Annotated in this window: 21 protein-coding genes; 16 read left to right on the forward strand and 5 right to left on the reverse strand. The window is 69.5% G+C overall.

Features of this window, described 5'->3' with window-relative positions; all coding sequences use genetic code 11:
- The first annotated feature begins 38 nt into the window (after positions 1-38).
- Together AB0H78_RS32095 and AB0H78_RS32100 are read left to right on the forward strand one after the other, a co-directional pair.
- A complete protein-coding gene (locus AB0H78_RS32095; RefSeq protein WP_363238221.1) occupies positions 39-851 on the forward strand; it encodes an alpha/beta hydrolase in 813 nt (270 codons plus the stop codon).
- A gap of 75 nt (positions 852-926) precedes the next feature.
- On the forward strand, positions 927-1,349 hold the full coding sequence (locus tag AB0H78_RS32100; RefSeq protein ID WP_363238222.1) for a Rieske (2Fe-2S) protein: 423 nt from the start codon (positions 927-929) through the stop codon (positions 1,347-1,349).
- Between the two features lie 24 nt (positions 1,350-1,373).
- Here the strand turns inward: AB0H78_RS32100 and AB0H78_RS32105 are convergent, their stop codons facing one another.
- A complete protein-coding gene (locus AB0H78_RS32105; protein ID WP_363238223.1) occupies positions 1,374-2,300 on the reverse strand; it encodes a hypothetical protein in 927 nt (308 codons plus the stop codon).
- A 216-nt stretch (positions 2,301-2,516) separates the two neighbouring features.
- On the opposite strand from AB0H78_RS32105, the gene AB0H78_RS32110 reads away from it, so the two are divergent.
- The 14 genes from AB0H78_RS32110 (at position 2,517) to pgi (ending at position 19,182) form a co-directional block, all read left to right on the forward strand.
- The gene (locus tag AB0H78_RS32110; protein ID WP_363238224.1) at positions 2,517-3,116 is read left to right on the forward strand and encodes a papain-like cysteine protease family protein; all 600 of its coding nucleotides are present in this window, start codon (positions 2,517-2,519) and stop codon (positions 3,114-3,116) included.
- Between the two features lie 4 nt (positions 3,117-3,120).
- On the forward strand, positions 3,121-3,891 hold the full coding sequence (locus AB0H78_RS32115) for a hypothetical protein (RefSeq protein ID WP_363238225.1): 771 nt from the start codon (positions 3,121-3,123) through the stop codon (positions 3,889-3,891).
- 67 nt (positions 3,892-3,958) lie between these two features.
- A complete protein-coding gene (gene uvrC / locus AB0H78_RS32120) occupies positions 3,959-5,947 on the forward strand; it encodes an excinuclease ABC subunit UvrC (protein WP_363238226.1) in 1,989 nt (662 codons plus the stop codon).
- On the forward strand, positions 5,937-6,917 hold the full coding sequence (gene rapZ, locus AB0H78_RS32125; RefSeq protein WP_363238227.1) for an RNase adapter RapZ: 981 nt from the start codon (positions 5,937-5,939) through the stop codon (positions 6,915-6,917). The genes uvrC and rapZ overlap by 11 nt, the downstream gene beginning before the upstream one ends.
- Positions 6,914-7,921, forward strand: a complete 1,008-nt coding sequence (gene yvcK / locus AB0H78_RS32130; protein ID WP_363238228.1) for a uridine diphosphate-N-acetylglucosamine-binding protein YvcK — start codon at positions 6,914-6,916, stop codon at positions 7,919-7,921. The genes rapZ and yvcK overlap by 4 nt, the downstream gene beginning before the upstream one ends.
- Entirely contained in the window at positions 7,912-8,913 is a 1,002-nt protein-coding gene (gene whiA, locus AB0H78_RS32135; RefSeq protein WP_363238229.1) for a DNA-binding protein WhiA, read from the forward strand. Before yvcK ends, whiA begins: the two co-directional genes overlap by 10 nt.
- Positions 8,914-9,067: 154 nt before the next feature.
- The gene (locus tag AB0H78_RS32140; protein ID WP_363238230.1) at positions 9,068-12,016 is read left to right on the forward strand and encodes a M14 family zinc carboxypeptidase; all 2,949 of its coding nucleotides are present in this window, start codon (positions 9,068-9,070) and stop codon (positions 12,014-12,016) included.
- 206 nt (positions 12,017-12,222) lie between these two features.
- Positions 12,223-13,233: a type I glyceraldehyde-3-phosphate dehydrogenase gene (gap, locus tag AB0H78_RS32145; RefSeq protein WP_363238231.1), complete on the forward strand. Its 1,011-nt coding sequence runs from the start codon at positions 12,223-12,225 to the stop codon at positions 13,231-13,233.
- A gap of 124 nt (positions 13,234-13,357) precedes the next feature.
- Positions 13,358-14,569: a phosphoglycerate kinase gene (locus AB0H78_RS32150; protein WP_363238232.1), complete on the forward strand. Its 1,212-nt coding sequence runs from the start codon at positions 13,358-13,360 to the stop codon at positions 14,567-14,569.
- A 6-nt stretch (positions 14,570-14,575) separates the two neighbouring features.
- Entirely contained in the window at positions 14,576-15,355 is a 780-nt protein-coding gene (gene tpiA / locus AB0H78_RS32155) for a triose-phosphate isomerase (RefSeq protein ID WP_363238233.1), read from the forward strand.
- A gap of 137 nt (positions 15,356-15,492) precedes the next feature.
- Positions 15,493-15,723, forward strand: coding sequence for a preprotein translocase subunit SecG (gene secG, locus AB0H78_RS32160; protein WP_363238325.1), 231 nt, complete (start codon positions 15,493-15,495; stop codon positions 15,721-15,723).
- Positions 15,724-15,861: 138 nt separating this feature from the next.
- Positions 15,862-16,149, forward strand: a complete 288-nt coding sequence (locus tag AB0H78_RS32165; protein ID WP_363238326.1) for an RNA polymerase-binding protein RbpA — start codon at positions 15,862-15,864, stop codon at positions 16,147-16,149.
- Positions 16,150-16,263: 114 nt separating this feature from the next.
- Positions 16,264-17,472: an MFS transporter gene (locus AB0H78_RS32170; RefSeq protein WP_363238234.1), complete on the forward strand. Its 1,209-nt coding sequence runs from the start codon at positions 16,264-16,266 to the stop codon at positions 17,470-17,472.
- Between the two features lie 57 nt (positions 17,473-17,529).
- Entirely contained in the window at positions 17,530-19,182 is a 1,653-nt protein-coding gene (pgi, locus tag AB0H78_RS32175) for a glucose-6-phosphate isomerase (RefSeq protein ID WP_363238327.1), read from the forward strand.
- A gap of 76 nt (positions 19,183-19,258) precedes the next feature.
- Here pgi and pgl read toward each other — a convergent pair whose 3' ends face one another.
- From pgl to tal, 4 genes are read right to left on the reverse strand one after another with little or no spacing between them, the layout of a single operon-like run.
- Positions 19,259-20,038 (reverse strand): 6-phosphogluconolactonase, encoded by a 780-nt coding sequence (pgl, locus tag AB0H78_RS32180; RefSeq protein WP_363238236.1) that lies wholly within the window; start codon positions 20,036-20,038, stop codon positions 19,259-19,261.
- Entirely contained in the window at positions 20,035-21,090 is a 1,056-nt protein-coding gene (gene opcA / locus AB0H78_RS32185) for a glucose-6-phosphate dehydrogenase assembly protein OpcA (protein ID WP_363238237.1), read from the reverse strand. The genes pgl and opcA overlap by 4 nt, the downstream gene beginning before the upstream one ends.
- Positions 21,087-22,610 carry a glucose-6-phosphate dehydrogenase gene (gene zwf / locus AB0H78_RS32190; RefSeq protein WP_363238238.1) on the reverse strand — a complete coding sequence of 508 codons (1,524 nt, stop codon included), beginning with the start codon at positions 22,608-22,610 and terminating at the stop codon, positions 21,087-21,089. The genes opcA and zwf overlap by 4 nt, the downstream gene beginning before the upstream one ends.
- A gap of 4 nt (positions 22,611-22,614) precedes the next feature.
- Positions 22,615-23,733, reverse strand: a complete 1,119-nt coding sequence (gene tal / locus AB0H78_RS32195; protein ID WP_363238239.1) for a transaldolase — start codon at positions 23,731-23,733, stop codon at positions 22,615-22,617.
- Positions 23,734-23,765 lie beyond the last annotated feature (32 nt).

Here is a 23,765-nt window from a genome sequence, read left to right on the forward strand (position 1 = left end):
TGCACGCGGCCAAACGTTTCCGCAGGCAGACTGGCGCCATGAACGAGACAGTGGTGAAGACCGACGACGGCACCGAACTCTGGGCCGCACAGGGCGGAGAAGGCCCGCCGGTCATCCTCTGCCACGGCGGCCCCGGCCTCTGGGACACCCTTCAGGACGTGGCCGCACTGCTCCCCGGCCACAGCGTGTACCGCTGGGACCAGCGGGGCTGCGGCCGTTCCGCCCCGTCCGATGGCCCATACACCCTGACCGGTGCGGTCGCGGACCTTGAAGCCGTACGCCACCACTTCGGCCTGGAGCAGATCGTGCTGCTCGGCCACTCCTGGGGCGCCCAACTCGCCCTGGCCTACGCCCTGGAGCACCCCGGCCGGGTGAGTCGCATCGTGTACGTCTCGGGCATGGGCATCGACCCGGTCACCTCCTGGCACCCGCAGTACGCGAAAGCCTTCCGCAAGGCGCTGGGCAAGAACCTGGACCGCTGGGCGGAGGCCACGGGTCGCGAACGCGCCGTACTGCAGTGGTCGGTGGAGTTCCAGAGCCGCGGCCGCGCCATGGAGCTGGCCGAGGCGATGGCCACCCCCTGGTACGCCATCAACCAGGCGTCGAACAAGGCACTCAACGCCGAGAACAAGCGGAGCTGGGGCCGCCCCGCGCTGCGCAACCGGTGTGAGGTGCTGAAGATCCCGGTGCTGATCGTCGACGGCGAGAAGGACATCCGCGCACGCCGGGTGGTGGACTCGCTGGAGACCGCGCTCCCCGACGTACGGCGCATCACGCTCCGCGGCGCCGGTCATCTGCCCTGGGCGGAGGACCCGGAAGGCTTCCGCAGCGCGGTCGCCGGCTTCCTCTGAGCCCTGCGCGGTCCGCGTTGATCTCCCCCGGTATCGTCGCTTCTGTCACCGACGCCTCTGACCAGTGGAGACTCCATGTCAGGCCTGCCTGCCGCCCGCCGTTCCGTGCTGAAGGGCGCCGCGCTCGCGGGCGTTGCGGGGGTGGGGCTCACCGCCTGCTCGACCGAATCCAAGGGCGGGACGTCGGCCACCCCGACCGCCCCGGTCGATCTCGGTGCGGCGGACGCGGTGCCCGTAGGCGGGGCGGTGCTCTACCGCGAACAGAAGCTGGTCGTCAGCTGCCCGGCCAAGGGCGAGTACAAGGCCTTCAGCGCCACCTGCACCCACGCGGGCTGCGTCCTGGAGAAGGTCGTGAAGACGGAGGGCGACTGTGCCTGCCACGGCAGCCGCTTCGACGTGACCACGGGCAAGGTCATCCAGGGCCCGGCCACCAAGCCGCTGCCCGAGGTCCCGGTCAAGGTGACGGGCGGCAAGCTCATCGCGGGCCCCGACGCATAGGCAGAACCTGCGGCCCGGGACTTCCTAGGCCCAGTCCCACCCGATCCCCAGGATCCCGGGCCGCAGTCCCTGTTCCACCAGATGCACCGTCCGGCGGACACCGCTCAGCGTCAGATCCGAGCGCGCGGCCCGCACCGCGCCCGCCGACGCCTGCGCGAATTTGCTGCACCGCACCGGCAACGCCCCCTCGTCGAAGCGCACTTGCAGCACGTACTGGCCGCCGCCGAAGCTGAAGCCCCGCACGTACTCGCTGCTCTCGCCTCCGGTCCCGTCCTCGAAGCCGTACCCGAAGAGATAGGTCTCCCCGGCCCGCAGCCGTGCGTCGAAGAGCAGTTCGGCCACCAGCACCCCGCTCTCGTGCTCCCATCGCACCCGCCCGATACGGCAGTTCTCGCCGGCCCGCACCACCACACCGGCCGGATCGCACCCCGGATCGCCGCGGTGGATCGCCAGATAGCGGTCGATGCCGTCCCGGTGGGCGCGTACGACATGCTCCGAATCGCGCCCCGTCAGCTCGCGCCCCGCGCCGATCCGTACCCGCTCGTGATGCCCCACCGTGTGCAGCCCGCCGTCCGTCGGCAGTTCCAGCCCCGCGATGAGCCGCTCGACGGCGCCTGACGACTCGACCAGCGACCGGTAGGAGCGAGTGGCGGGCCGTTCGACCTCCGCCCGCGCGCCCTCCGCGTCCAGCAGCCGCAACAGCGACTCGCCCGGCAGCTCCAGTACGTCCTCCAGCGCGCGCACGGCGCGCAGCGACTCGGGCCGCTGGGGGCGGCGCGCACCCTGCTGCCAGTAACTCAGGCTCGTCACACCGACCTTGATGCCACGGCTCGCGAGCCGGTGCTGCACCCGCTGCAGCGGCAGCCCGCGCACCGCGATCGCCGTGCGCAGGGCCAGATGGAAGGGCCCCGTGTGCAGCATCTGTGCGAGATCGGCCTCGGGATGTCCCATACGGACTCCTCAGGTGAACGTTCACAACGAGCGCGGGGTGGAGGCGCCGGGCGACCGACCGTACCGGCAAGGGCCGTTCACACTCCACCCCCGCTGTTCACAGTGCCGTCCCGCGCCGTACGGAAGCGTGTTGACCTGACCCCGACAACCGCCGATGCTCCTCAGCAGCGTCCGGACGCGCTCCTCCAACCCACCCCCCGCCCCGGGAGGAACGCGATGCGCAACAAGAAGAGATGGCTCTCCGCAGCCGCCCTGCTGGCCGCGGCGATCTTCGCCGCACCGGCGACGACGGCCTCGGCGGACCAGACCACGCCGACCGCCACCGCCGCGGTCGCGGCCGCCAAACGCCTGAACATCACCATGCAGTCCCAGCAGAAGACCAACTGGTGCTGGGCGGCGAGCGGCAACACCATCGCCACCTGGTTCGGCCGCACCTACTCCCAGAACCAGTTCTGCAACGCCGCCTTCGGCCGCCAGCAGGGCTACGACTGCCCCAACTCCCAGGCCAGCCTCGGCGATGTCCAGAACGGCCTGGACTGGGCGGGCATCAACTCCGGCTCGTATGTGACCGGCTGGCTCCGCTACACCACCGTCCAGAGCGAGATCGACGCCAACCGCCCCGTCGAGACCCGCATCCAGTGGTCGAGCGGCGGAGGCCACATGCATGTCGTGTACGGCTACGACAGCGCGAACAGCTGGGTCTACTGGGGCGACCCCTGGCCCTCCAACGACCGCTACAACTGGGCTTCCCACGCCTGGTACGTGAACAACAACGAGTTCTCCTGGACCCACTCGCTCTACCGGATAGGGGCGTGACGCGATGACCGGACGTCTTGGCCGAGCGGTCCTCGCCGGCACCGCGGCGACCCTGCTCCTGCTCGCGGCGCCGCACGCCTCCGCGAGCGCCCCCTCGCCGGACACCAAGGCGGCCCACGCGGCGGCGACCGCCCCCGCCACCCTCACCACGCTCTCGCGCTTCTTCGCCCGCGACGGCAAGGTCGCCCTGTCCGCGGCAGCCCCGCGTATCGAAGGCGGAACCGTCCCCGTCTACACGCTCGCCCCGGAATTCGTCGCAGGACGCCCCGGCGCCGCGGTCGCGCACCTCGACTTCATGGCCAGTACGGCGGTCTCCTCCGACGGACAGAAGGCCTCCCTCTGGACCGCCCGCCAGGGCTCGACATGGCAGGTGGTGAACATCGCCACGGGCGACGACGAGACCCGCTACAGCGCGGCCGGCGCCCGCAGCCTCCCCGGCGGCACGGTCTTCCGCGAACCGCAGATCGACGCCTGGTACGTCAGCAAGGGCGCCGAGGTCCTGCCCCTGGACGAGGACGCGGTACGGACCATCGGCGCGCACGGCACCACCCTCACCGCCTACCGTCACCACGTCCAGCAGGCCTACGGCGACAAGCTCCCGGGCTCCGCCTACGCCAAGTCCGGCAAGGCGGGCGGCTACGGCGCACCAGCACCGAAGCCCCATGCCGCAGCGTCCGCCGGCCACGACTCCTCCCTCGCTCCCGCCGCCGCGGGCGCGGCCGGAGCGGCCCTGCTGGCCGCCGGGGCCGTGACCGTACGACGGCGCCGCCGCTGATTCGCCGGGGCCCGCCCGCCTCCCCGGGCGGGCCCCACTGTCAGCCCCCGCCAGTAGGCTGTCCACCATGGCCGACCCCTCCAGTTACCGCCCGAAGCCGGGACAGATCCCCGACTCGCCGGGGGTCTACAAATTCCGTGACGAACACCGCCGGGTGATCTACGTGGGCAAGGCGAAAAGCCTCCGCCCGCGCCTCTCCTCGTACTTCCAGGACATCGCCAACCTCCACCCGCGCACCCGCACGATGGTCACCACGGCCGCCTCCGTCGAGTGGACGGTGGTCTCCACCGAGGTCGAGGCGCTCCAGCTGGAATGGTCCTGGATCAAGGAGTTCGACCCGCGGTTCAACGTCAAGTACCGCGACGACAAGAGCTATCCGTCGCTCGCGGTGACGCTCAACGAAGAATTCCCCCGCGTCCAGGTCATGCGCGGCCCCAAGAAGAAGGGCGTGCGCTACTTCGGCCCGTACGGCCACGCCTGGGCGATCCGCGAGACCGTCGACCTGATGCTCCGCGTCTTCCCCGTCCGCACCTGCTCCGCCGGGGTCTTCAAGCGCTCCGCCCAGATCGGCCGCCCCTGTCTCCTCGGCTACATCGGAAAGTGCTCGGCCCCCTGCGTCGGCCGCGTCACCCCCGAGGAACACCGCGAACTGGCCGAGGAGTTCTGCGACTTCATGGCCGGCCGGTCCGGCACGTACATCCGCCGCCTGGAGCAGCAGATGCACGAGGCGGCCGAGGAGATGGAGTACGAGAAGGCCGGCCGCCTGCGCGACGACATCGAGGCCCTGCGGCGCGCCCTGGAGAAGAACGCGATCGTCTTCAACGACGCCACCGATGCCGACCTGATCGCCGTCGCCGAGGACGAACTGGAAGCAGCCGTCCAGATCTTCCACGTACGCGGCGGCCGGGTCCGCGGCCAGCGCGGCTGGGTCACCGACAAGGTCGAGGCCGTCGACACCTCAGGCCTCGTCGAGCACGCGCTGCAGCAGCTGTACGGCGAGGAGAAGGGCGACGCCGTCCCCAAGGAAGTGCTGGTCCCCGCGCTCCCCGAGGACGAGAAGGCGGTCGCCGCCTGGCTCGCCGAGCGGCGCGGGTCGAACGTATCGCTCCGCATCCCGCAGCGCGGCGACAAGAAGGACCTGATGGCCACGGTCCAGCGCAATGCCCAGCAGTCCCTCATCCTGCACAAGACCAAGCGCGCGTCGGACCTCACCACCCGCTCCCGCGCCCTCGAGGAGATCGCCGGGGCACTCGACCTGGACTCGGCTCCGCTCCGTATCGAGTGCTACGACATCTCCCACCTGCAGGGCGACGACGTGGTGGCCTCGATGGTGGTCTTCGAGGACGGCCTGGCCCGCAAGAGCGAGTACCGCCGCTTCCAGATCAAGACCTTCGAGGGCCAGGACGATGTCCGCTCGATGCACGAGGTGATCACCCGCCGCTTCAAGCGCTACCTCGCCGACAAGGCGGAGACGGGGGAGTGGGCGGAGCAGTCCGAGCCCGGCGAGACCCCCACCGAGGACGACGGCCGCCCCAAGCGCTTCGCCTATCCGCCCCAGCTCCTGGTCGTCGACGGTGGCCAGCCTCAGGTCGCCGCCGCCCAGCGCGCCCTGGACGAGCTCGGCATCGACGACATCGCCGTCTGCGGCCTCGCCAAGCGCCTCGAAGAGGTCTGGCTCCCCGGCGACGACGACCCCGTCGTCCTGCCCCGGTCGAGCGAAGGCCTCTACCTCCTCCAGCGGGTACGTGACGAGGCTCACCGCTTCGCCATCACCTACCAGCGCGCCAAGCGCGCAAAGCGCTTCAAGGCGGGCCCGCTCGATACCGTGCCCGGCCTCGGCGAGACCCGCAAACAGGCCCTCATCAAGCACTTCGGCTCGGTGAAGAAGCTGAAGCAGGCCACAATTGACCAGATCTGCGAAGTTCCCGGGATAGGCCGCAAGACGGCCGAGACCGTGGCAGCGGCCCTCGCCCAGGCGGCACCGGCCGCACCCGCCGTGAACACGGCAACAGGAGAGATCATGGAAGACGACGGGGGCAGCGCGCATGAGCAGTGACGACCAGGACCAGGAACAACAGCACCAGCAGGAACGGGACGGAGCACACGTGAGCACGGGCAGCACGGGCAACGGCACGCCGGCCGAGGCCACCGCAGGAGGCGAACCGGCCATCCCCGAGTTGGTGATCATCTCCGGGATGTCGGGCGCGGGACGCTCCACCGCGGCCAAGTGTCTGGAGGACCTCGGCTGGTTCGTCGTCGACAACCTGCCGCCCGCCCTGATCCCGACCATGGTCGAGCTCGGCGCCCGCTCGCAGGGCAACGTGGCGCGGATCGCCGTCGTCGTCGACGTACGCGGCCGACGCTTCTTCGACAATCTGCGCGAATCCCTCGCCGACCTCGAGGCCAAGCACGTCACCCGCCGGATCGTTTTCCTGGAGTCCTCCGACGACGCCCTGGTCCGCCGTTTCGAGTCGGTGCGCCGCCCGCACCCGCTCCAGGGCGACGGCCGCATCGTCGACGGGATCGCCGCCGAGCGCGACCTGCTGCGCGAGCTGCGCGGCGACGCCGACCTGGTGATCGACACCTCCTCGCTCAACGTGCACGAGCTGCGCGCCAAGATGGACGCCCAGTTCGCGGGCGACGAGGAGCCCGAGCTGCGGGCCACCGTGATGTCCTTCGGCTTCAAGTACGGCCTGCCCGTCGACGCCGACCTCGTCGTCGACATGCGCTTCCTCCCCAACCCCCACTGGGTCCCGGAGCTGCGCCCCTTCACCGGTCTCAACGAAGAGGTCTCCAACTACGTCTTCAACCAGCCCGGCGCCAAGGAGTTCATCGACCGCTACACCGAGCTGCTCCAGCTGATCGCCGCGGGCTACCGCCGTGAGGGCAAGCGCTACGTCACCATCGCGGTCGGCTGCACCGGCGGCAAGCACCGCTCGGTCGCCACCTCCGAGAAGCTCGCCAAGCGACTCGCCGCGGCCGGGGTGGAGACCGTCATCGTCCACCGGGACATGGGGCGCGAGTGAAGTCGTCCCTGCGGCTGAACCGGCTGGGCCGCAAGCGCGGCGCCCAGCCCAAGACCGTCGCCCTCGGCGGCGGCATGGGTCTCTCCGCGTCGCTCACCGCTCTGCGCCGGATCACCGGTGACCTCACCGCCGTGGTCACCGTCGCCGACGACGGCGGCTCCAGCGGACGTCTGCGCGAGGAGCTGGGCGTCCTGCCGCCGGGCGACCTCCGCAAGGCCCTCGCAGCGCTCTGCGGCGACGACGACTGGGGCCAGACCTGGTCCAGGGTCATCCAGCACCGCTTCGAGTCCAAGGGCGATCTGCACGAGCACGCGGTCGGAAATCTCCTCATCGTCGCCCTCTGGGAACAGCTCGGCGACCACGTCCAGGCCCTGGACCTGGTCGGCAAGCTGCTCGGCGCGCACGGCAGGGTGCTGCCCATGTCCGCGATCCCGCTGGACCTGGAAGCTCTCGTACGAGGCCACGACCCGGCCCGCCCCGACGACGTGGACACCGTCCGCGGCCAGGCCACCGTCGCGCTCACCCCGGGCGAGGTGCAGTCCGTCCACCTCGTCCCCAGCGACCCGCCGGCCGTTCCCGAGGCGGTCGCCGCGGTGCTCGACGCGGACTGGGTGGTGCTCGGTCCCGGCTCCTGGTTCTCCTCCGTGATCCCGCATCTCCTCGTGCCCGAACTGCTCGACGCGCTCACCGTCACGAAGGCCCGGAAGGTCCTTTCGCTCAACCTCGCGCCACAACCCGGTGAAACAGATGGCTTCTCACCGCAGCGTCATTTGGAGGTTTTGGCCCGACACGCCCCTAAACTCGCCTTCGACGTGGTTCTGGCCGACGAGGCCGCCGTGCGAGACCGAGAGAGCCTGACCGAAGCCGCCAAACGGCTCGGGGCGACGGTCGAACTGGCGCCGGTGGCCGCGCCCGACAGCTCGGCCACACACGACCCCGAGCTGCTGGCCGCCGCGTACGACCGTATTTTTCGGATGCATGGAAGGATCGGCCCATGGCGATGACGGCAGCGGTGAAGGACGAAATTTCCCGGCTTCCCGTCACCCGGACCTGCTGCAGGAAGGCGGAGGTCTCGGCGATTCTTCGGTTTGCCGGCGGTCTCCACCTGGTGAGTGGCCGGATTGTGATCGAGGCGGAGCTGGACACCGCGATGGCGGCGCGCAGGCTCAAGCGGGACATCCTGGAGATCTTCGGGCACAGCTCGGAGCTGATCGTGATGGCCCCCGGCGGGTTGCGCAGAGGTTCGCGTTTTGTTGTACGGGTAGTGGCGGGCGGCGACCAACTGGCACGCCAGACCGGTCTCGTGGACGGCCGCGGCCGTCCGATCCGGGGTCTCCCCCCACAGGTGGTCTCGGGGGCCACCTGTGACGCCGAAGCGGCATGGCGGGGGGCGTTCCTGGCCCACGGCTCGCTCACCGAGCCCGGCCGCTCCTCCTCCCTGGAGGTGACCTGCCCGGGGCCCGAGGCGGCCCTCGCCCTGGTCGGCGCCGCCCGCAGGCTGCAGATCGCGTCCAAGGCGCGCGAGGTGCGCGGCGTGGACCGCGTGGTCGTACGCGACGGAGACGCCATCGGCGCCCTGCTGACCCGGCTCGGCGCGCACGAGTCGGTACTGGCCTGGGAGGAGCGGCGGATGCGCCGCGAGGTCCGTGCCACCGCCAACCGCCTCGCCAACTTCGACGACGCCAACCTGCGCCGCTCGGCGCGCGCCGCGGTCGCCGCGGGCGCCCGGGTCCAGCGCGCGCTGGAGATCCTCGCGGACGAGGTTCCCGAACATCTGGCCGCCGCGGGCCGGCTGCGCATGGAGCACAAGCAGGCCTCGCTGGAGGAACTGGGCGCACTCGCCGACCCTGCGCTGACCAAGGACGCGGTCGCAGGCCGCATCCGCCGCCTGCTGGCCATGGCCGACAAGCGGGCCCAGGACCTGGGCATCCCGGGTACGGAGTCCAACCTCGGCGAGGATCTGAGCGAGGAGCTGGACGACAGCCTCGTGGGCTGAACCGCGCCCTCCCTTTCCGTCGACCGCTGCCGGGCCCCAGTTGGGGCCCGGCAGCGGTCTTTTGCGTTCCATTTCTGCACCCTTGACATGATCATGAGGTGTCATCAGCCTGTCGTCATGCCACTCACGTGGCAGACAACAGCAAGGGGGGCACATGAGACGCAGAGCGAGATCGATCCTCGCCGCGGCTTCACTGCTGATAGCCGGTCTGGCGGCGGCGCCCGTCGCCCAGGCCAGTGGCGCGAAGACACCTGATCCGGGGTCCGACGCCATCAAGGTTTTCCATGCTCAGGTCACCAAGGAACAGATACCGCTGCTGCTCGCCGCCGGTCAGGACGGCCAGGAACTGAGCCAACAGGCGCCGAAACAGGGCAAGGCCGAGGTGGAGGTCTACCTCACCGACAAACAGGCCGGCCAGCTCGAGAAGAAGGGCGTCGACCTCACCGAGCACAAGGTCTCGGCGAAGGCGCTGAGCGCCCAGGAGGCCGCGAGCGACGGAGTCTTCCGCCCGTACAGCGGGAAGGGCAATCTCCAGGAGGAGATCGTCAAGACCGGCCAGGCGAACCCGAACCTCACCAAGGTCGTCTCCATCGGCAAGACCGTCCAGGGCCAGGACATCCTCGCGCTGAAGCTTTCCAAGGGTGCGAAGAAGACCAAGGACGGCTCCAAGCCCGCCGTGCTGTACATGTCGAACCAGCACGCCCGTGAGTGGATCACCCCCGAGATGACCCGGCGGCTGATGCACTACTACCTCGACAACTACGGCAAGAATCAGCAGATCACGAAGCTCGTCGACTCCACCGAACTCTGGTTCGTGCTCTCCGCCAACCCCGACGGCTACGACTACACCTTCAAGCCCGACGGCGACCGCGAGTGGCGCAAGAACCTCCACGACAACAACGGTGACGGCACGACAGCCACCGGCGACGGCGTCGACCTCAACCGCAACTTCGCCTACAAGTGGGGCTACGACGACGAGGGTTCGTCCCCCAGCCCCGCCAACGAGACCTACCGCGGCACGGCCCCGGGCTCCGAGCCCGAGACCAAGGCGCTCGACGCCTTCGAGAAGCGCATCGGCTTCACCTACGCCATCAACTACCATTCGGCCGCGGAGCTGTTGCTGTACGGAGTCGGCTGGCAGGTGGCCACGCCCACCCCCGACGACGTGCTCTACAAGGCGCTCGCAGGCACCCCCGACAACTCGGCCATCCCCGGCTACCACCCGCAGGTCTCCTCCGAGCTCTACACCACCAACGGCGAGGCCGACGGACACGCCGGCAACGTCAACGGCGTGGCGATGTTCACCCCGGAGATGAGCACCTGCCAGACGGCATCGGCGATCGACCCCGCCGACGTGTGGAAGCCCGAGGACTGCGGGTCCGTCTTCGACTTCCCCGACGACGAGAAGCTGATCCAGGACGAGTTCGCGAAGAACATCCCCTTCGCGCTCTCCGTCGCCGAGACCGCCGCCCACCCGGACCAGCCGTCGTCCTCGGTCGGCCTGAGCGCCGCCGACTTCACGCCGGCCGCCTTCACCACGTCCTACGCACGCGGCGCCGACCAGCAGGTCTCCGTGGTGGCCCGCAAGTCGGTGCGCGACAAGGAGCTCAACTACCGCATCAACGGCGGCCGTACACACGATGAGGACCTCAAGGCCTGGAGGGGCGGCGAGACCTACGGCGGCAAGGACAACCTCTACTTCGACGCCTACCGCGCCACCGTCGAGGACGCCGACCCGGGCGACAAGGTCGAGGTCTGGTACACCGGTCGCACCGCCCACGGAAAGCGCACCTCCAGCGAGCACTTCACCTACACCGTGGCCCAGATCCCCAGGGCCGACACCCTCGTCGTGGCCGAGGAAGGCGCGACCGCGAGCCAGTCCCAGGCCTACGTCGACGCGCTGAAGGCCAATGGCAAGCGGCCCCTCGTCTGGGACGTCGCCACCCAGGGCGCCCCCGACGCGCTCGCCGTGCTCGACCACTTCCGTCAGGTCGTGCACTACACCGGCGCCCCGCGCCCCGGCCTCACCACCCAGCTCGCCCTGCGCGACTACCTCAACGACGGCGGCAAGCTGATCGAGGCGGGCGAACAGGCGGGCGGCTCCGTCGACATCGGCGGCACCCGCACCAACGACTTCAGCCAGTACTACCTCGGCGCCTACTCGCGCACGTCATCGGCGGGCGCCACCGCCTTCACCGGGTCCGGCCAACTGGCGGGCTACTCCGGTGCGCTCGCGGGCGCACCCGGCAACCCGCTGGACGCGGCAGGGTCGTACAGCATCACCTCCGACAACCTGCCCGTCGCCACCTATCCGCAGTTCAAGAGCGCGGGCGCAGGCCAGTTCGCCGGCACGGTCAACCCCTACGGCCCCTACGAGGGCACGGGAATGGCCGCCGCCGTCCACACGGACGACGCCTGGAAGCGACTCACCCACACCATCGACCTGACCGGTGTCGCGGCAGCAGACGCCCCCAGCCTGAAGTTCCAGCTCCTGTGGGACACCGAGCCCGGATACGACAACGCGGTGCTCGAAGCCCACACGGCCGGAGCCGAGGACTGGACCACCCTGCCCGAGACGGGCGGCGCCACCAGCACCGCCGTTCCCGCCGAGTGCGAGGCCGGTTTCTACATCAAGGAGCACCCCGCACTCAAGCGCTACCTGACGCAGGCCTCCACCGGCTGCACGGCGAGCGGCACCAGCGGCGTCTGGAACGCCTTCACCGGCGCATCGGCCGGCTGGCAGCCGGTCTCCTTCGACCTCAGTGCCTACGCGGGCAAGAAGGTCGAGGTGTCGTTGAGCTACATCACCGACCCCGGTACCGGCGGCCACGGTGTCCTCGCGGACAACGCCTCCGTCGTCGTCGGCGGCCAGGCGGTCGAGACCGAGGGCTTCGAAACCTCGCTCGGCGCCTGGACGGTCGCGGGACCCCCCGCGGGCAGCCCGCCCGTCACCAACGACTGGGCGCGCACCGGTGAGCTCTTCAAGACGTACGGAGCGGTCACCACCCGCGACACCGTGCTCCTCGGCTTCGGCCTGGAGCACGTACCGAGCGCGGCGGACCGCGCGAAGCTCGTCGGGAAGGCGCTGACGAGCCTGCGCTGACAAAGAGAGGACCAAGGTCCCCTCACGGCCGCGGCGGCCCGTAACCCTACTGGTGGGTACGGGTCGCCGTGCCATGCGCGGCCCCCTAACGGACCCTCTCGATGTCACCTTGGGGGCTTTGGGGAGGTAGGGTCGGAGGCGGTCGGGGACATCCCATACAACTCGCCGGCAGTCAAAAACCGGCGTACCAACGAGGAGATCGGTTCGTGACGATCCGCGTAGGCATCAACGGCTTTGGCCGCATCGGGCGCAACTACTTCCGCGCGCTCCTTGAGCAGGGTGCGGACATCGAGATCGTGGCTGTCAACGACCTGGGTGACACTGCGACCACCGCCCACCTGCTGAAGTACGACACCATTCTGGGCCGCCTCAAGGCCGAGGTGACGCACACCGCCGACACCATCACCGTCGACGGCAAGACCATCAAGGTGCTCTCCGAGCGCAACCCGGCCGACATCCCCTGGGGTCAGCTGGGCGTCGACGTCGTCATCGAGTCGACCGGCTTCTTCACCAAGAAGGCCGACGCCGAGAAGCACATCGCCGGTGGCGCCAAGAAGGTCCTCATCTCGGCTCCGGCCAAGGACGAGGACATCACGATCGTGATGGGCGTCAACCACGACAAGTACGACGCGGCCAACCACCACGTCATCTCAAACGCCTCCTGCACCACCAACTGTGTGGCGCCGATGGCCAAGGTTCTCGACGAGAACTTCGGCATCGTCAAGGGCCTGATGACGACGGTCCACGCGTACACCAACGACCAGCGCATCCTGGACTACCCGCACTCGGACCTGCGCCGCGCCCGCGCCGCAGCCGAGAACATCATCCCGACCACGACGGGCGCCGCCAAGGCGACCGCCCTGGTCCTGCCGCAGCTCAAGGGCAAGCTCGACGGCATCGCGATGCGCGTGCCGGTCCCGACGGGTTCGGCGACCGACCTGGTCGTCACCCTGGCGCGCGAGGTCACCAAGGACGAGGTCAACGCCGCGTTCAAGAAGGCCTCCGACGACGGCGACCTCAAGGGCTTCCTGACGTACACCGAGGACCCGATCGTCTCCTCGGACATCGTGAGCGACCCGTCGTCCTGCACCTTCGACTCCTCCCTGACCATGGTCCAGGAGGGCACGACGGTGAAGATCCTCGGCTGGTACGACAACGAGTGGGGCTACTCCAACCGCCTGGTCGACCTGACCGTCTTCGTCGGCGGCCAGCTCTAATCAGCACCGAGAGCACCAAGATGTGATCAGCAGGGCTCGGGCCGGCGCAATGATGCGCCGCCCGGGCCCTGTTGGCTGTGTGGTTCGTGTTGTACGTGATCAGGCCTTCTGAGGAGCCGCATTTATGAAGACGATCGACGAACTTCTCGCCGAAGGGGTCGCGGGCAAGCGGGTATTCGTCCGCGCCGACCTCAACGTGCCGCTCGACGGCACCACCATCACCGACGACGGCCGCATCCGCGCCGTGCAGCCGACCGTCGCCAAGCTCGCCGAGGCCGGCGCGCGGGTCGTCGTCGCCTCGCACCTCGGCCGCCCCAAGGGCGCCCCGGACCCGGCCTTCTCGCTCGCCCCCGCCGCCGCACGCCTCGGTGAACTCCTGGGCGCCGACGTCGCGTTCGCGACCGACACGGTCGGCGAGTCCGCCAAGGCCGTCGTCGCGGGCCTCGCCGACGGCCAGGTCGCCGTCCTCGAGAACCTCCGCTTCAACGCCGGCGAGACCGCCAAGGACGACGCCGAGCGCGGCGCCTTCGCCGACCAGCTCGCCACGCTCGCCGATGTGTACGTCGGCGACGGCTTCGGCGCCGTGCACCGCAAGCACGCCTCGGTCTTCGACCTCCCGGCGCGTCTGCCGCACGCCGCGGGCTACCTCATCGCCACCGAGGTCGGCGTACTGAAGAAGCTCACCTCGGACGTCAAGCGCCCGTACGCGGTCGTGCTCGGCGGTGCCAAGGTCTCCGACAAGCTCGGGGTCATCGACCACCTCCTGGAGAAGGCCGACCGGATCCTGATCGGCGGCGGCATGGCGTACACCTTCCTCAAGGCCCTGGGCCACGAGGTCGGCATCTCGCTGCTGCAGGAGGACCAGGTCCCCACGGTCCTGGAGTACCTGGAGCGCGCCAAGGCCAAGGGCGTGGAGTTCGTGCTCCCCGTCGACGTGCTGATCTCCACGGAGTTCCCGGACCTCAAGACGAAGGCCCCGGCCAACCCCAGCACCGTCGCCGCGGATGCCATCCCGGCCGACCAGGAGGGTCTGGACATCGGTCCCGAGACCCGCAAGCTGTACGCCTCGAAGCTCGCCGACGCGGAGACCGTCTTCTGGAACGGTCCGATGGGCGTCTTCGAGCACCCCGACTACGCCGAGGGCACCAGGGCCGTCGCCCAGGCGCTGCTCGACTCCCCGGCATTCACCGTCGTCGGCGGTGGCGACTCCGCCGCCGCGGTCCGCATCCTGGGCTTCGACGAGAACGCTTTCGGCCACATCTCGACCGGTGGCGGCGCGAGCCTCGAATACCTCGAGGGCAAGACGCTCCCCGGCCTCGCCGCCCTGGAGGGCTGACTTTTCATGAGCACCACTCGTACCCCGCTGATGGCGGGCAACTGGAAGATGAACCTCAACCACCTCGAGGCCATCGCCCACGTGCAGAAGCTCGCCTTCGCGCTCGCGGACAAGGACTACGAGGCCGTAGAGGTCGCCGTCCTGCCGCCCTTCACCGACCTGCGCTCCGTGCAGACCCTGGTCGACGGCGACAAGCTCAAGATCAAGTACGGCGCCCAGGACATTTCGGCGCAGGACTCCGGTGCCTACACCGGCGAGATCTCGGGCCCGATGCTGGCCAAGCTGAAGTGCACGTACGTCGCCGTCGGCCACAGCGAGCGCCGCCAGTACCACGCCGAGAACGACGAGGTCTGCAACGCCAAGGTCAAGGCGGCCTACAAGCACGGCCTCACCCCGATCCTCTGCGTCGGCGAGGGCCTGGACATCCGCAAGGCCGGTGACCAGGTCTCCTACACGCTCGCGCAGCTCGACGGCGGCCTGAAGGACGTCCCGGCCGAGCAGGCCGAGTCGATCGTGATCGCGTACGAGCCGGTCTGGGCGATCGGCACCGGCGAGGTCGCGACCCCCGAGGACGCGCAGGAGGTCTGCGGCGCGATCCGCGTCCGTCTTGCCGAGCTGTACTCGCAGGAACTGGCCGACGCGGTCCGTATCCAGTACGGCGGCAGCGTAAAGTCCGGCAACGTCGCGGCGATCATGGCGCAGCCCGATGTGGACGGTGCACTGATCGGTGGCGCGGCGCTCGACGCCGAGGAGTTCGTCAAGATCGTCCGGTTCCGCGACCAGTGAGTATGCGGTAGCGCGGATCCGTCGTACCCTTGCGGGGGCCGAGCGGGCTGGAGACAGCCGCCCGGCCCCCGCAGTACGTTTTGAGCACCTGAATGCAAGCACTGTCCAAGTCCGAGGAAGTTGGTCCAGCCGTGATCATGGGGTTCTCGATCGCCCTCATCGTCTTCAGCCTGCTGCTGATGCTGCTGGTGCTGATGCACAAGGGAAAGGGCGGCGGCCTCTCCGACATGTTCGGTGGCGGCATGCAGTCGTCCGTCGGCGGCTCCTCGGTCGCCGAGCGCAACCTCGACCGGATCACCGTGGTGATCGGTCTGCTCTGGTTCGCGTGCATTGTCGTGGTGGGTCTGCTCATGAAGTTCGACAGCTGACGAGCTGCGAGTAACTCCAATCGCTGGACGTGCGTTGGGCCTTACGTAGACTGGGGCATCTTCGAGCACCATCACGCAGGGAGTTACACCGTGGCAAGTGGCAACGCGATCCGGGGCAGCCGGGTCGGCGCGGGGCCGATGGGTGAGGCCGAGCGGGGCGAGTCCGCGCCGCGCCTCCGCATCTCCTTCTGGTGCTCGAACGGGCACGAGACGCAGCCGAGCTTCGCCAGCGACGCGACCGTTCCGGAGACTTGGGACTGCCCGCGCTGCGGGTTCCCGGCCGGTCAGGACCGCGACAATCCACCGGACCCGCCGCGCACCGAGCCGTACAAAACGCATCTCGCGTACGTACGGGAGCGGCGCAGCGACGAGGACGGCGAGGCGATTCTCGCCGAGGCCCTCGCGAAGCTGCGGGGCGAGATCTAACACTGCACCGGTCCGGCCGGACACCTCAAGGGGTGTCCGGCCGGACCGCGTTGAGAGACGCGTTGTCAGTGGCACCCCTTACGGTCGTGAAGAAGCGGACCGGGAGGGGAAGTTGTGACGACGGCAGTGACCGGGGTGGTGGCGCCGACCTGGCGCGGGGGGTTCGGGCGGCTCTGGAGCGCGGCCGTCGTCTCCAGATTCGGAGACTCGCTGCGCACGGCCGCCATGCCGCTGCTCGCCGCCTCGCTGACCCGCGATCCGGTTCTGGTCTCGCTCGTGACGGTCTGCGGATATCTGCCCTGGCTGCTGTTCGGTCTCCTCGGCGGGGCGGTCGCCGACCGGGTGGACCAGCGGCGGGCGATGTGGTCCGTCGACCTGGTGCGGGGCACGCTGATGGCGGCCTTCGCGGTGGCGGTGGGCCTGGGTCATGCCTCCATCGCGCTGCTGATCGCGCTGGCCTTCGCGCTGACCACGCTGCAGACGCTCTTCGACAACGCCGCGACCGCTCTGCTGCCCTCGCTGGTGCCGGCCCAGGCGCTGGGCAGCGCCAATGCCCGGCTGATGACCGCACAGCAGATCGTGGGCGGCTTCGTCGCCGCCCCGCTGGTGCCGGTCCTGCTGGTGGCGGGCGCGTCCGTGCCGTACGCCGCCGATGCCGCCTCGTACGTCCTGGCGGCCTGCCTGGTCGCCTCCCTGCGGCTCGCGGCGCCCGAGCGGCCGCCCAGGGCCGCGGGAGCCACCCTGCGCGGTGACATCGCCGAGGGGATACGGGTGCTGTGGCAGGACAGGACGCTGCGCGCGCTCTGCATCGCCACCACGCTCTGCAACATCGGCATGGGCGCGCTCATCGCCACGCTGGTCCTCCAGGTCACCGGCTGGCTCGGCGGCGGGCAGGCCGGCTACGCGGCCGCCATCACCGGGTACGGGGCGGGCAGCCTGGTGGGCGGGCTGCTGGCGCGAAGGCTCGCGGACCGGATCGGGCGGATACGGAGCGTTTTCGCCGCCGGGGCGGTCCAGTGCTGCTGCCTGGTGGCGATGGGCACCGTCCGCGAGCTGGGGGTGACGATCGCGGCCATGGCGGTGTTCGGGACATGCGGGATGGTGTGGAACGTGAATCAGGTGACGCTGATGCAGCAGCGCAGTCCGGAGGCGATGGTGGGCCGGATCAGCTCGGCCTTCCGTACGCTCTCGACCGGCGGAGCCCCCGCGGGTGCGCTGATCGGCGGTTTCGTGGCCGCCGCCTGGGGACTGAACACCCCCGCCCTCTTGGCAGCCGGCCTCTTCGTGGCCGCCGTTGCGTCACTCGCACGTCAGATCATTTAAGTTGGATGTGCAGCGGGGCATGTACGCAGGTTCGAGAAGAATGGACTGATGTCCGAGATGAACGCAGAAGGCCGTACCAAGCTCAACCAGATGCCCGAGTGGACTGCCTTGGGCAAGCACCGGGAGCAGCTGGGCGAGACCCATCTGCGGGAGCTGTTCGACGCCGATCCGGGCCGCGGGGAGGGCTGGACCCTGCAGGTCGGCGACCTGCATCTCGACTACTCCAAGCACCTGGTGACCGACGAGACGCTCGGCCTGCTCCGTGAGCTGGCCGCGGCGACCGGAGTCGCTGAGCTGCGGGACGCGATGTTCCGCGGCGAGAAGATCAACACCACCGAGGACCGCGCCGTCCTGCACACCGCGCTGCGCGCCCCGCGCGGCGCCGTGGTCGAGGTGGACGGGGAGAACGTCGTCCCCGGCGTGCACGAAGTGCTCGACAAGATGGGCGCCTTCTCGGAGCGCGTCAGGTCGGGGGAGTGGACCGGTCACACCGGCAAGCGCATCAAGAACATCGTCAACATCGGCATCGGCGGCTCCGACCTCGGTCCGGCGATGGCGTACGAGGCGCTGCGATCCTTCACCGACCGCGGGCTCACCGTCCGCTTCGTCTCGAACGTCGACGGCGCCGATCTGCACGAGGCCGTACGGGACTTGGATGCGGCGGAGACGCTGTTCATCATCGCGTCGAAGACCTTCACCACGATCGAGACCATCACCAACGCCACCTCCGCCCGCAATTGGCTCCTCACCGAGTTGAAGGCCGATCAGGAGGCGGTGGCCAAGCACTTCGTGGCACTGTCGACCAACGCCGAGAAGGTCTCCGACTTCGGCATCGACACCGCGAACATGTTCGAGTTCTGGGACTGGGTCGGCGGACGGTACTCCTTCGACTCCGCCATCGGCCTCTCGCTGATGCTCGCGATCGGCCCGGACGCCTTCCGCGAGATGCTCGACGGATTCCACCTCGTCGACGAGCACTTCCGCACCGCCCCCGCCGAGGAGAACGTGCCGCTGCTGCTCGGTCTGCTGGGCGTCTGGTACGGCGCGTTCTTCGACGCCCAGTCGCACGCGGTGCTGCCGTACTCGCACTACCTCTCCAAGTTCACCGCCTATCTCCAGCAGCTCGACATGGAGTCCAACGGCAAGTCCGTGGACCGCGACGGCAATCCGGTCGAGTGGCAGACCGGCCCGGTCGTCTGGGGCACGCCGGGCACCAACGGGCAGCACGCGTACTACCAGTTGATCCACCAGGGCACGAAGGTCATCCCGGCGGACTTCATCGGCTTCGCCCGGCCGGTGGCCGACCTGTTGCCCGGTCTGGTCGCCCAGCACGACCTGCTGATGGCCAACTTCTTCGCCCAGACCCAGGCCCTGGCCTTCGGCAAGACCCCCGGGGAAGTACGGGCCGAGGGCGTGGCCGAGGAGCTCGTGCCGCACAAGACGTTCAAGGGCAACCACCCGACGACGACGATCCTGGCGGAGACCCTCACCCCGTCCGTGCTCGGCCAGCTGATCGCGCTGTACGAGCACAAGGTGTTCGTCCAGGGCGCGATCTGGAACATCGACTCCTTCGACCAGTGGGGAGTCGAGCTCGGCAAGGTCCTCGCCAAGAAGGTCGAGCCGATCCTGACCGAGGGCGCCGGCGCCGAGCAGCTGGACAGCTCCACCGCGGCTCTGGTGAAGAAGTACCGGACCCTGCGCGGTCGTTGAGAGTCCTCGTGACGAAAAAGACCGGCCCGCGCCCCTCGGAAGGGGCGCGGGCCGGTCTGCGTGACAGCGACGACCGTCAGGCGGTCGGCGGGTAGAGCTGCGGCGGCAGCTCGGAAGCCGCCGCCGAGTCCATCAGCCACAGCGTCCTGCTGCGGCCGTAGGCACCCGCCGCAGGGGCCTGGATCTCCCCGGCACCGGACAGGGCGACAGCGGCCGCCCCCGCCTTGTCCGCGCCCGCGGCGAGCAGCCACACCTCACGCGCGGCCCGGATGGCGGGCAGCGTGAGCGAGATACGGACCGGCGGCGGCTTCGGGGCGCCGTGCACACCGACCACGGTGCGCTCGGTCTCCCGTACGGCCGGGAGCTCGGGGAAGAGCGAGGCCACATGCGTGTCCGGGCCGACCCCCAGCATCAGGACGTCGAAGGTCGGGACCGGACCATGGTCCTCCGGCCCTGCGGCGGCGGCCAGTTCGGCGGCGTACGCAGCGGCCGCGGACTCCACGTCATTGCCGTACGCGCCGTCCGATGCCGCCATCGCGTGCACCCGCTTCGGGTCCAGCGGAACGGAGTCCAGCAGGGCCTCGCGGGCCTGCGTGACATTGCGCTCCGGATCGCCCTCGGGCAGGAACCGCTCGTCGCCCCACCACAGGTCGAGCCGCGACCAGTCGATCGCGTCCCTGGCCGGTGACGCGGCCAGGGCGGCCAGCAGGCCGTTGCCGTTGCGGCCGCCCGTGAGGACCACGGACGCCGAGCCGCGCGAGGCCTGGGCGTCCAGGATCTTCGTGATCAGCCTGGCCGCCGTGGCCTGTGCCATCAGCTCTTTGTCGCGGTGGACGACGAGCTGCGGAGCACTCACTTCGACGCCGCCCTCTTGGCCGGAGCCTTCTTCGCGGCCGGAGCCTTCTTCGCCGCTGCCTCCTGCTGGGCCTCGGAGGCGACAGGCTTCTCCTCGGTCTCGGCGGCCGGTGCGGACGCGGTCCCGGGCTCGCCCAGGCGGTCCACGCCGTACGCCAGCGCGGCCGCATAGGTGTCGTCCGGGTCGAGACGGCGCAGCTCCTCGGCGAGCAGCTCCGAGGTCTCGCGCCGCTTCAGCGCCACCGCACGGTCCGGCTGGCCCTGCATGGAGAGCGTGGCCAGGGAACCGTCGGCACGGTCGAGGACGATCGGACCGTGGTCCGTGTCCAGCCGTACGGCGGTCAGTCCGGGCCCCGCCGAGATGGTGCGCCGTACCGGAACGCCGAGGCGCTCGGCGAGCCACATGGCGAGCAGCTCGACACTCGGGTTGAACTCCTCGCCCTCCACCTCGACACCGGCGATCTTCGCCGGCACCTGGTCGAGCGCGGCGGCCAGCATCGAGCGCCACGGGGTGATGCGCGACCACGACAGGTCGGTGTCGCCCGGGGTGTAGGTGGCGGCGCGCGCGGTCAGCTCGTGGATCGGCTGCTCGGCGGCGTACGAATCGGTGACACGGCGCTGGGCCAGCGCACCGAGCGGATCCTTCGCCGGGTCCAGCGGTGCGTTCACCGGCCACCAGACGACCACGGGGGCGTCGGGCAGCAGCAGCGGCAGGACCACCGACTGGGCGTGGTGCAGGACTTCGCCGTACAGCCGCAGCACGACCGTCTCGCCGGTGCCCGCGTCCGAGCCCACCCGTACCTCGGCGTCGAGACGTGCCTTGGCGCGGTCGCGCGGCGAGCGCGAGACGCGCTTGATGACGACCAGGGTGCGCGAAGGGTGCTCGCGCGAGGCGTCGTTGGCGGCCTTGAGCGCGTCGTAGGCGTTCTCCTCGTCGGTGACGATGACGAGGGTCAGCACCATGCCGACGGCCGGGGTGCCGATCGCGCGGCGCCCCTGGACGAGGGCCTTGTTCACCTTGCTGGCCGTGGTTTCGGTCAGGTCGATTTTCATGGGCGCCTCCAGCTCCGTCCGTCTCGTGCGAGCATTTCGTCCGCCTCGACAGGTCCCCAGGTGCCCGACTCGTACTGCGCGGGCTTGCCGTGAGAGTCCCAGTACTCCTCGATCGGGTCGAGGATGCGCCAGGACGTCTCGACCTCCTCCAGCCGCGGGAAGAGGTTGGAGTCGCCGAGGAGCACATCGAGGATGAGCCGCTCGTACGCCTCGGGGCTGGACTCGGTGAAGGACTCGCCGTACGCGAAGTCCATCGACACGTCCCGGATCTCCATCGCGGTGCCGGGCACCTTGGAGCCGAAGCGCATCGTGATGCCCTCGTCGGGCTGGACGCGGATGACGATCGCGTTCTGGCCCAGCTCCTCCGTCGCCGTGTGGTCGAAGGGGGAGTGCGGGGCGCGCTGGAAGACGACCGCGATCTCGGTGACGCGACGGCCCAGGCGCTTGCCCGTACGGAGATAGAACGGGACGCCCGCCCAGCGGCGGTTGTCGATCTCCAGCTTCACCGCGGCATAGGTGTCGGTCTTGGAGTTCGGGTCGATGCCGTCCTCCTGGAGATAGCCGACGGCCTTCTCGCCGCCCTGCCACCCGGCCGCGTACTGGCCGCGCACCGTCTCCTTGCCGAGGTCCGCCGGCAGCTTCACCGCGCCGAGCACCTTGGTCTTCTCCGCGACCAGCGCGTCCGCGTCGAAGGAGGCGGGCTCCTCCATCGCGGTCAGCGCGAGCAGCTGCAGAAGGTGGTTCTGGATGACGTCACGGGCTGCGCCGATGCCGTCGTAGTACCCGGCACGGCCGCCGATGCCGATGTCCTCGGCCATGGTGATCTGCACGTGGTCGACGTACGACCGGTTCCAGATCGGCTCGAAGAGGGTGTTGGCGAAGCGGAGCGCCAGGATGTTCTGGACGGTCTCCTTGCCGAGGTAGTGGTCGATACGGAAGACCTCGTGCGGCGGGAAGACCTCGTGCACGACCTTGTTGAGGTCCTGCGCGCTCTCCAGATTGTGGCCGAAGGGCTTCTCGATGACCGCGCGGCGCCAGGAGCCTTCCTTCTGGTCCGCCAGGCCGTGCTTCTTCAGCTGCTGGACGACCGAGGGGAAGAACTTCGGCGGGACGGAGAGGTAGAAGGCGAAGTTTCCGCCCGTGCCCTGCGCCTTGTCGAGCTCCTGGATGGTCGCCTTGAGCTGCTCGAAGGCGTTGTCGTCGTCGAAGGTGCCCTGGACGAAGCGCATCCCCTGGATGAGCTGCTGCCAGACCTCCTCGCGGAAGGGGGTGCGCGCGTGCTCCTTGACGGAGTCGTGCACCTCCTGGGCGAAGTCCTCGTCCTGCCACTCGCGGCGGGCGAAGCCGATGAGCGAGAAGCCCGGCGGGAGCAGACCGCGGTTGGCGAGGTCGTAGACGGCGGGCATCAACTTTTTACGGGACAAATCGCCCGTGACGCCAAAGATGACCAGGCCCGACGGCCCCGCGATACGCGGGAGCCGTCGGTCCGCGGCGTCACGCAGCGGATTGCTGCTTGACAAGGTTTCAGCCCTCCGAAGGGGCGAGGCGCTTGAGCTCCGCCTCGGTCGACTTGAGCAGGTCGTTCCAGGCGTCCGCGAACTTCTCGACGCCCTCGTCCTCCAGGAGCTGTACGACGTCGTCGTACGCGATCCCGAGCTTCTCGACGGCGTCGAGCTCGGCGCGGGCCTGCTCGTAGGTGCCGGCGATGGTGTTCCCGGTGACCTCGCCATGGTCGGCGGTGGCGTCGAGCGTCGCCTCCGGCATGGTGTTCACCGTGTTGGGGGCGACGAGGTCGACGACGTACAGCGTGTCCTTGTACGACGGGTCCTTGACGCCGGTCGAGGCCCACAGCGGACGCTGCTTGTTGGCCTGCGCCTTGTCGAGGGCCGCCCAGCGCTCGGAGGCGAAGACCTCTTCGTACGCCTCGTACGCGAGACGCGCGTTGGCCACCGCCGCCTTGCCCTTGAGGCCCTTGGCCTCGTCGGTGCCCAGGCCGTCCAGGCGCTTGTCGATCTCGGTGTCCACGCGGGACACGAAGAAGGACGCCACCGAGTGGATCTTGGAGAGGTCCAGGCCCGCGGCCTTCGCCTTCTCCAGGCCCGCCAGGTAGGCGTCCATGACCGCGCGGTAGCGCTCCAGCGAGAAGATCAGCGTGACGTTGACGCTGATGCCCTTGCCGATGACCTCGGTGATCGCCGGCAGGCCGGCCTTGGTCGCCGGGATCTTGATGAGCGTGTTCGGCCGGTCCACCAGCCAGGCCAGCTGCTTGGCCTCGGCGACCGTGGCCGCCGTGTTGTGGGCCAGGCGCGGGTCGACCTCGATGGAGACCCGGCCGTCCTGGCCGTCCGTCGCGTCGAAGACCGGGCGCAGGATGTCGGCGGCGTCCCTCACGTCGGCCGTCGTGATCATGCGGATGGCTTCCTCGACGGTGACCTTGCGGGCGGCGAGGTCGGTGAGCTGCTGCTCGTAACCGTCACCGCTCGAGATCGCCTTCTGGAAGATCGACGGGTTGGTGGTGACACCCACCACGTGGCTCTGGTCGATCAGTTCGGCCAGGTTGCCGGACGTGATGCGCTTGCGCGACAGGTCGTCGAGCCAGATCGCGACGCCTTCGTCGGAGAGGCGCTTGAGTGCGTCTGTCATGAGAATTGCATCTCCTACTAGATCGTGTACTG

Source organism: Streptomyces sp. NPDC050738, from assembly GCF_040654175.1.
GTDB lineage: Bacteria > Actinomycetota > Actinomycetes > Streptomycetales > Streptomycetaceae > Streptomyces.

Bases quoted from the DNA above. Each gene is read 5' to 3' on its own strand.
- AB0H78_RS32095 (WP_363238221.1), top strand. From the start codon at position 39: ATGAACGAGACAGTGGTGAAGACCGACGACGGCACCGAACTCTGGGCC.
- AB0H78_RS32100 (WP_363238222.1), top strand. From the start codon at position 927: ATGTCAGGCCTGCCTGCCGCCCGCCGTTCCGTGCTGAAGGGCGCCGCG.
- AB0H78_RS32105 (WP_363238223.1), bottom strand. From the start codon at position 2,300: ATGGGACATCCCGAGGCCGATCTCGCACAGATGCTGCACACGGGGCCC.
- AB0H78_RS32110 (WP_363238224.1), top strand. From the start codon at position 2,517: ATGCGCAACAAGAAGAGATGGCTCTCCGCAGCCGCCCTGCTGGCCGCG.
- AB0H78_RS32115 (WP_363238225.1), top strand. From the start codon at position 3,121: ATGACCGGACGTCTTGGCCGAGCGGTCCTCGCCGGCACCGCGGCGACC.
- uvrC (WP_363238226.1), top strand. From the start codon at position 3,959: ATGGCCGACCCCTCCAGTTACCGCCCGAAGCCGGGACAGATCCCCGAC.
- rapZ (WP_363238227.1), top strand. From the start codon at position 5,937: ATGAGCAGTGACGACCAGGACCAGGAACAACAGCACCAGCAGGAACGG.
- whiA (WP_363238229.1), top strand. From the start codon at position 7,912: ATGGCGATGACGGCAGCGGTGAAGGACGAAATTTCCCGGCTTCCCGTC.
- AB0H78_RS32140 (WP_363238230.1), top strand. From the start codon at position 9,068: ATGAGACGCAGAGCGAGATCGATCCTCGCCGCGGCTTCACTGCTGATA.
- AB0H78_RS32150 (WP_363238232.1), top strand. From the start codon at position 13,358: ATGAAGACGATCGACGAACTTCTCGCCGAAGGGGTCGCGGGCAAGCGG.
- tpiA (WP_363238233.1), top strand. From the start codon at position 14,576: ATGAGCACCACTCGTACCCCGCTGATGGCGGGCAACTGGAAGATGAAC.
- secG (WP_363238325.1), top strand. From the start codon at position 15,493: ATGGGGTTCTCGATCGCCCTCATCGTCTTCAGCCTGCTGCTGATGCTG.
- AB0H78_RS32165 (WP_363238326.1), top strand. From the start codon at position 15,862: ATGGGTGAGGCCGAGCGGGGCGAGTCCGCGCCGCGCCTCCGCATCTCC.
- pgi (WP_363238327.1), top strand. From the start codon at position 17,530: ATGAACGCAGAAGGCCGTACCAAGCTCAACCAGATGCCCGAGTGGACT.
- opcA (WP_363238237.1), bottom strand. From the start codon at position 21,090: ATGAAAATCGACCTGACCGAAACCACGGCCAGCAAGGTGAACAAGGCC.
- tal (WP_363238239.1), bottom strand. From the start codon at position 23,733: ATGACAGACGCACTCAAGCGCCTCTCCGACGAAGGCGTCGCGATCTGG.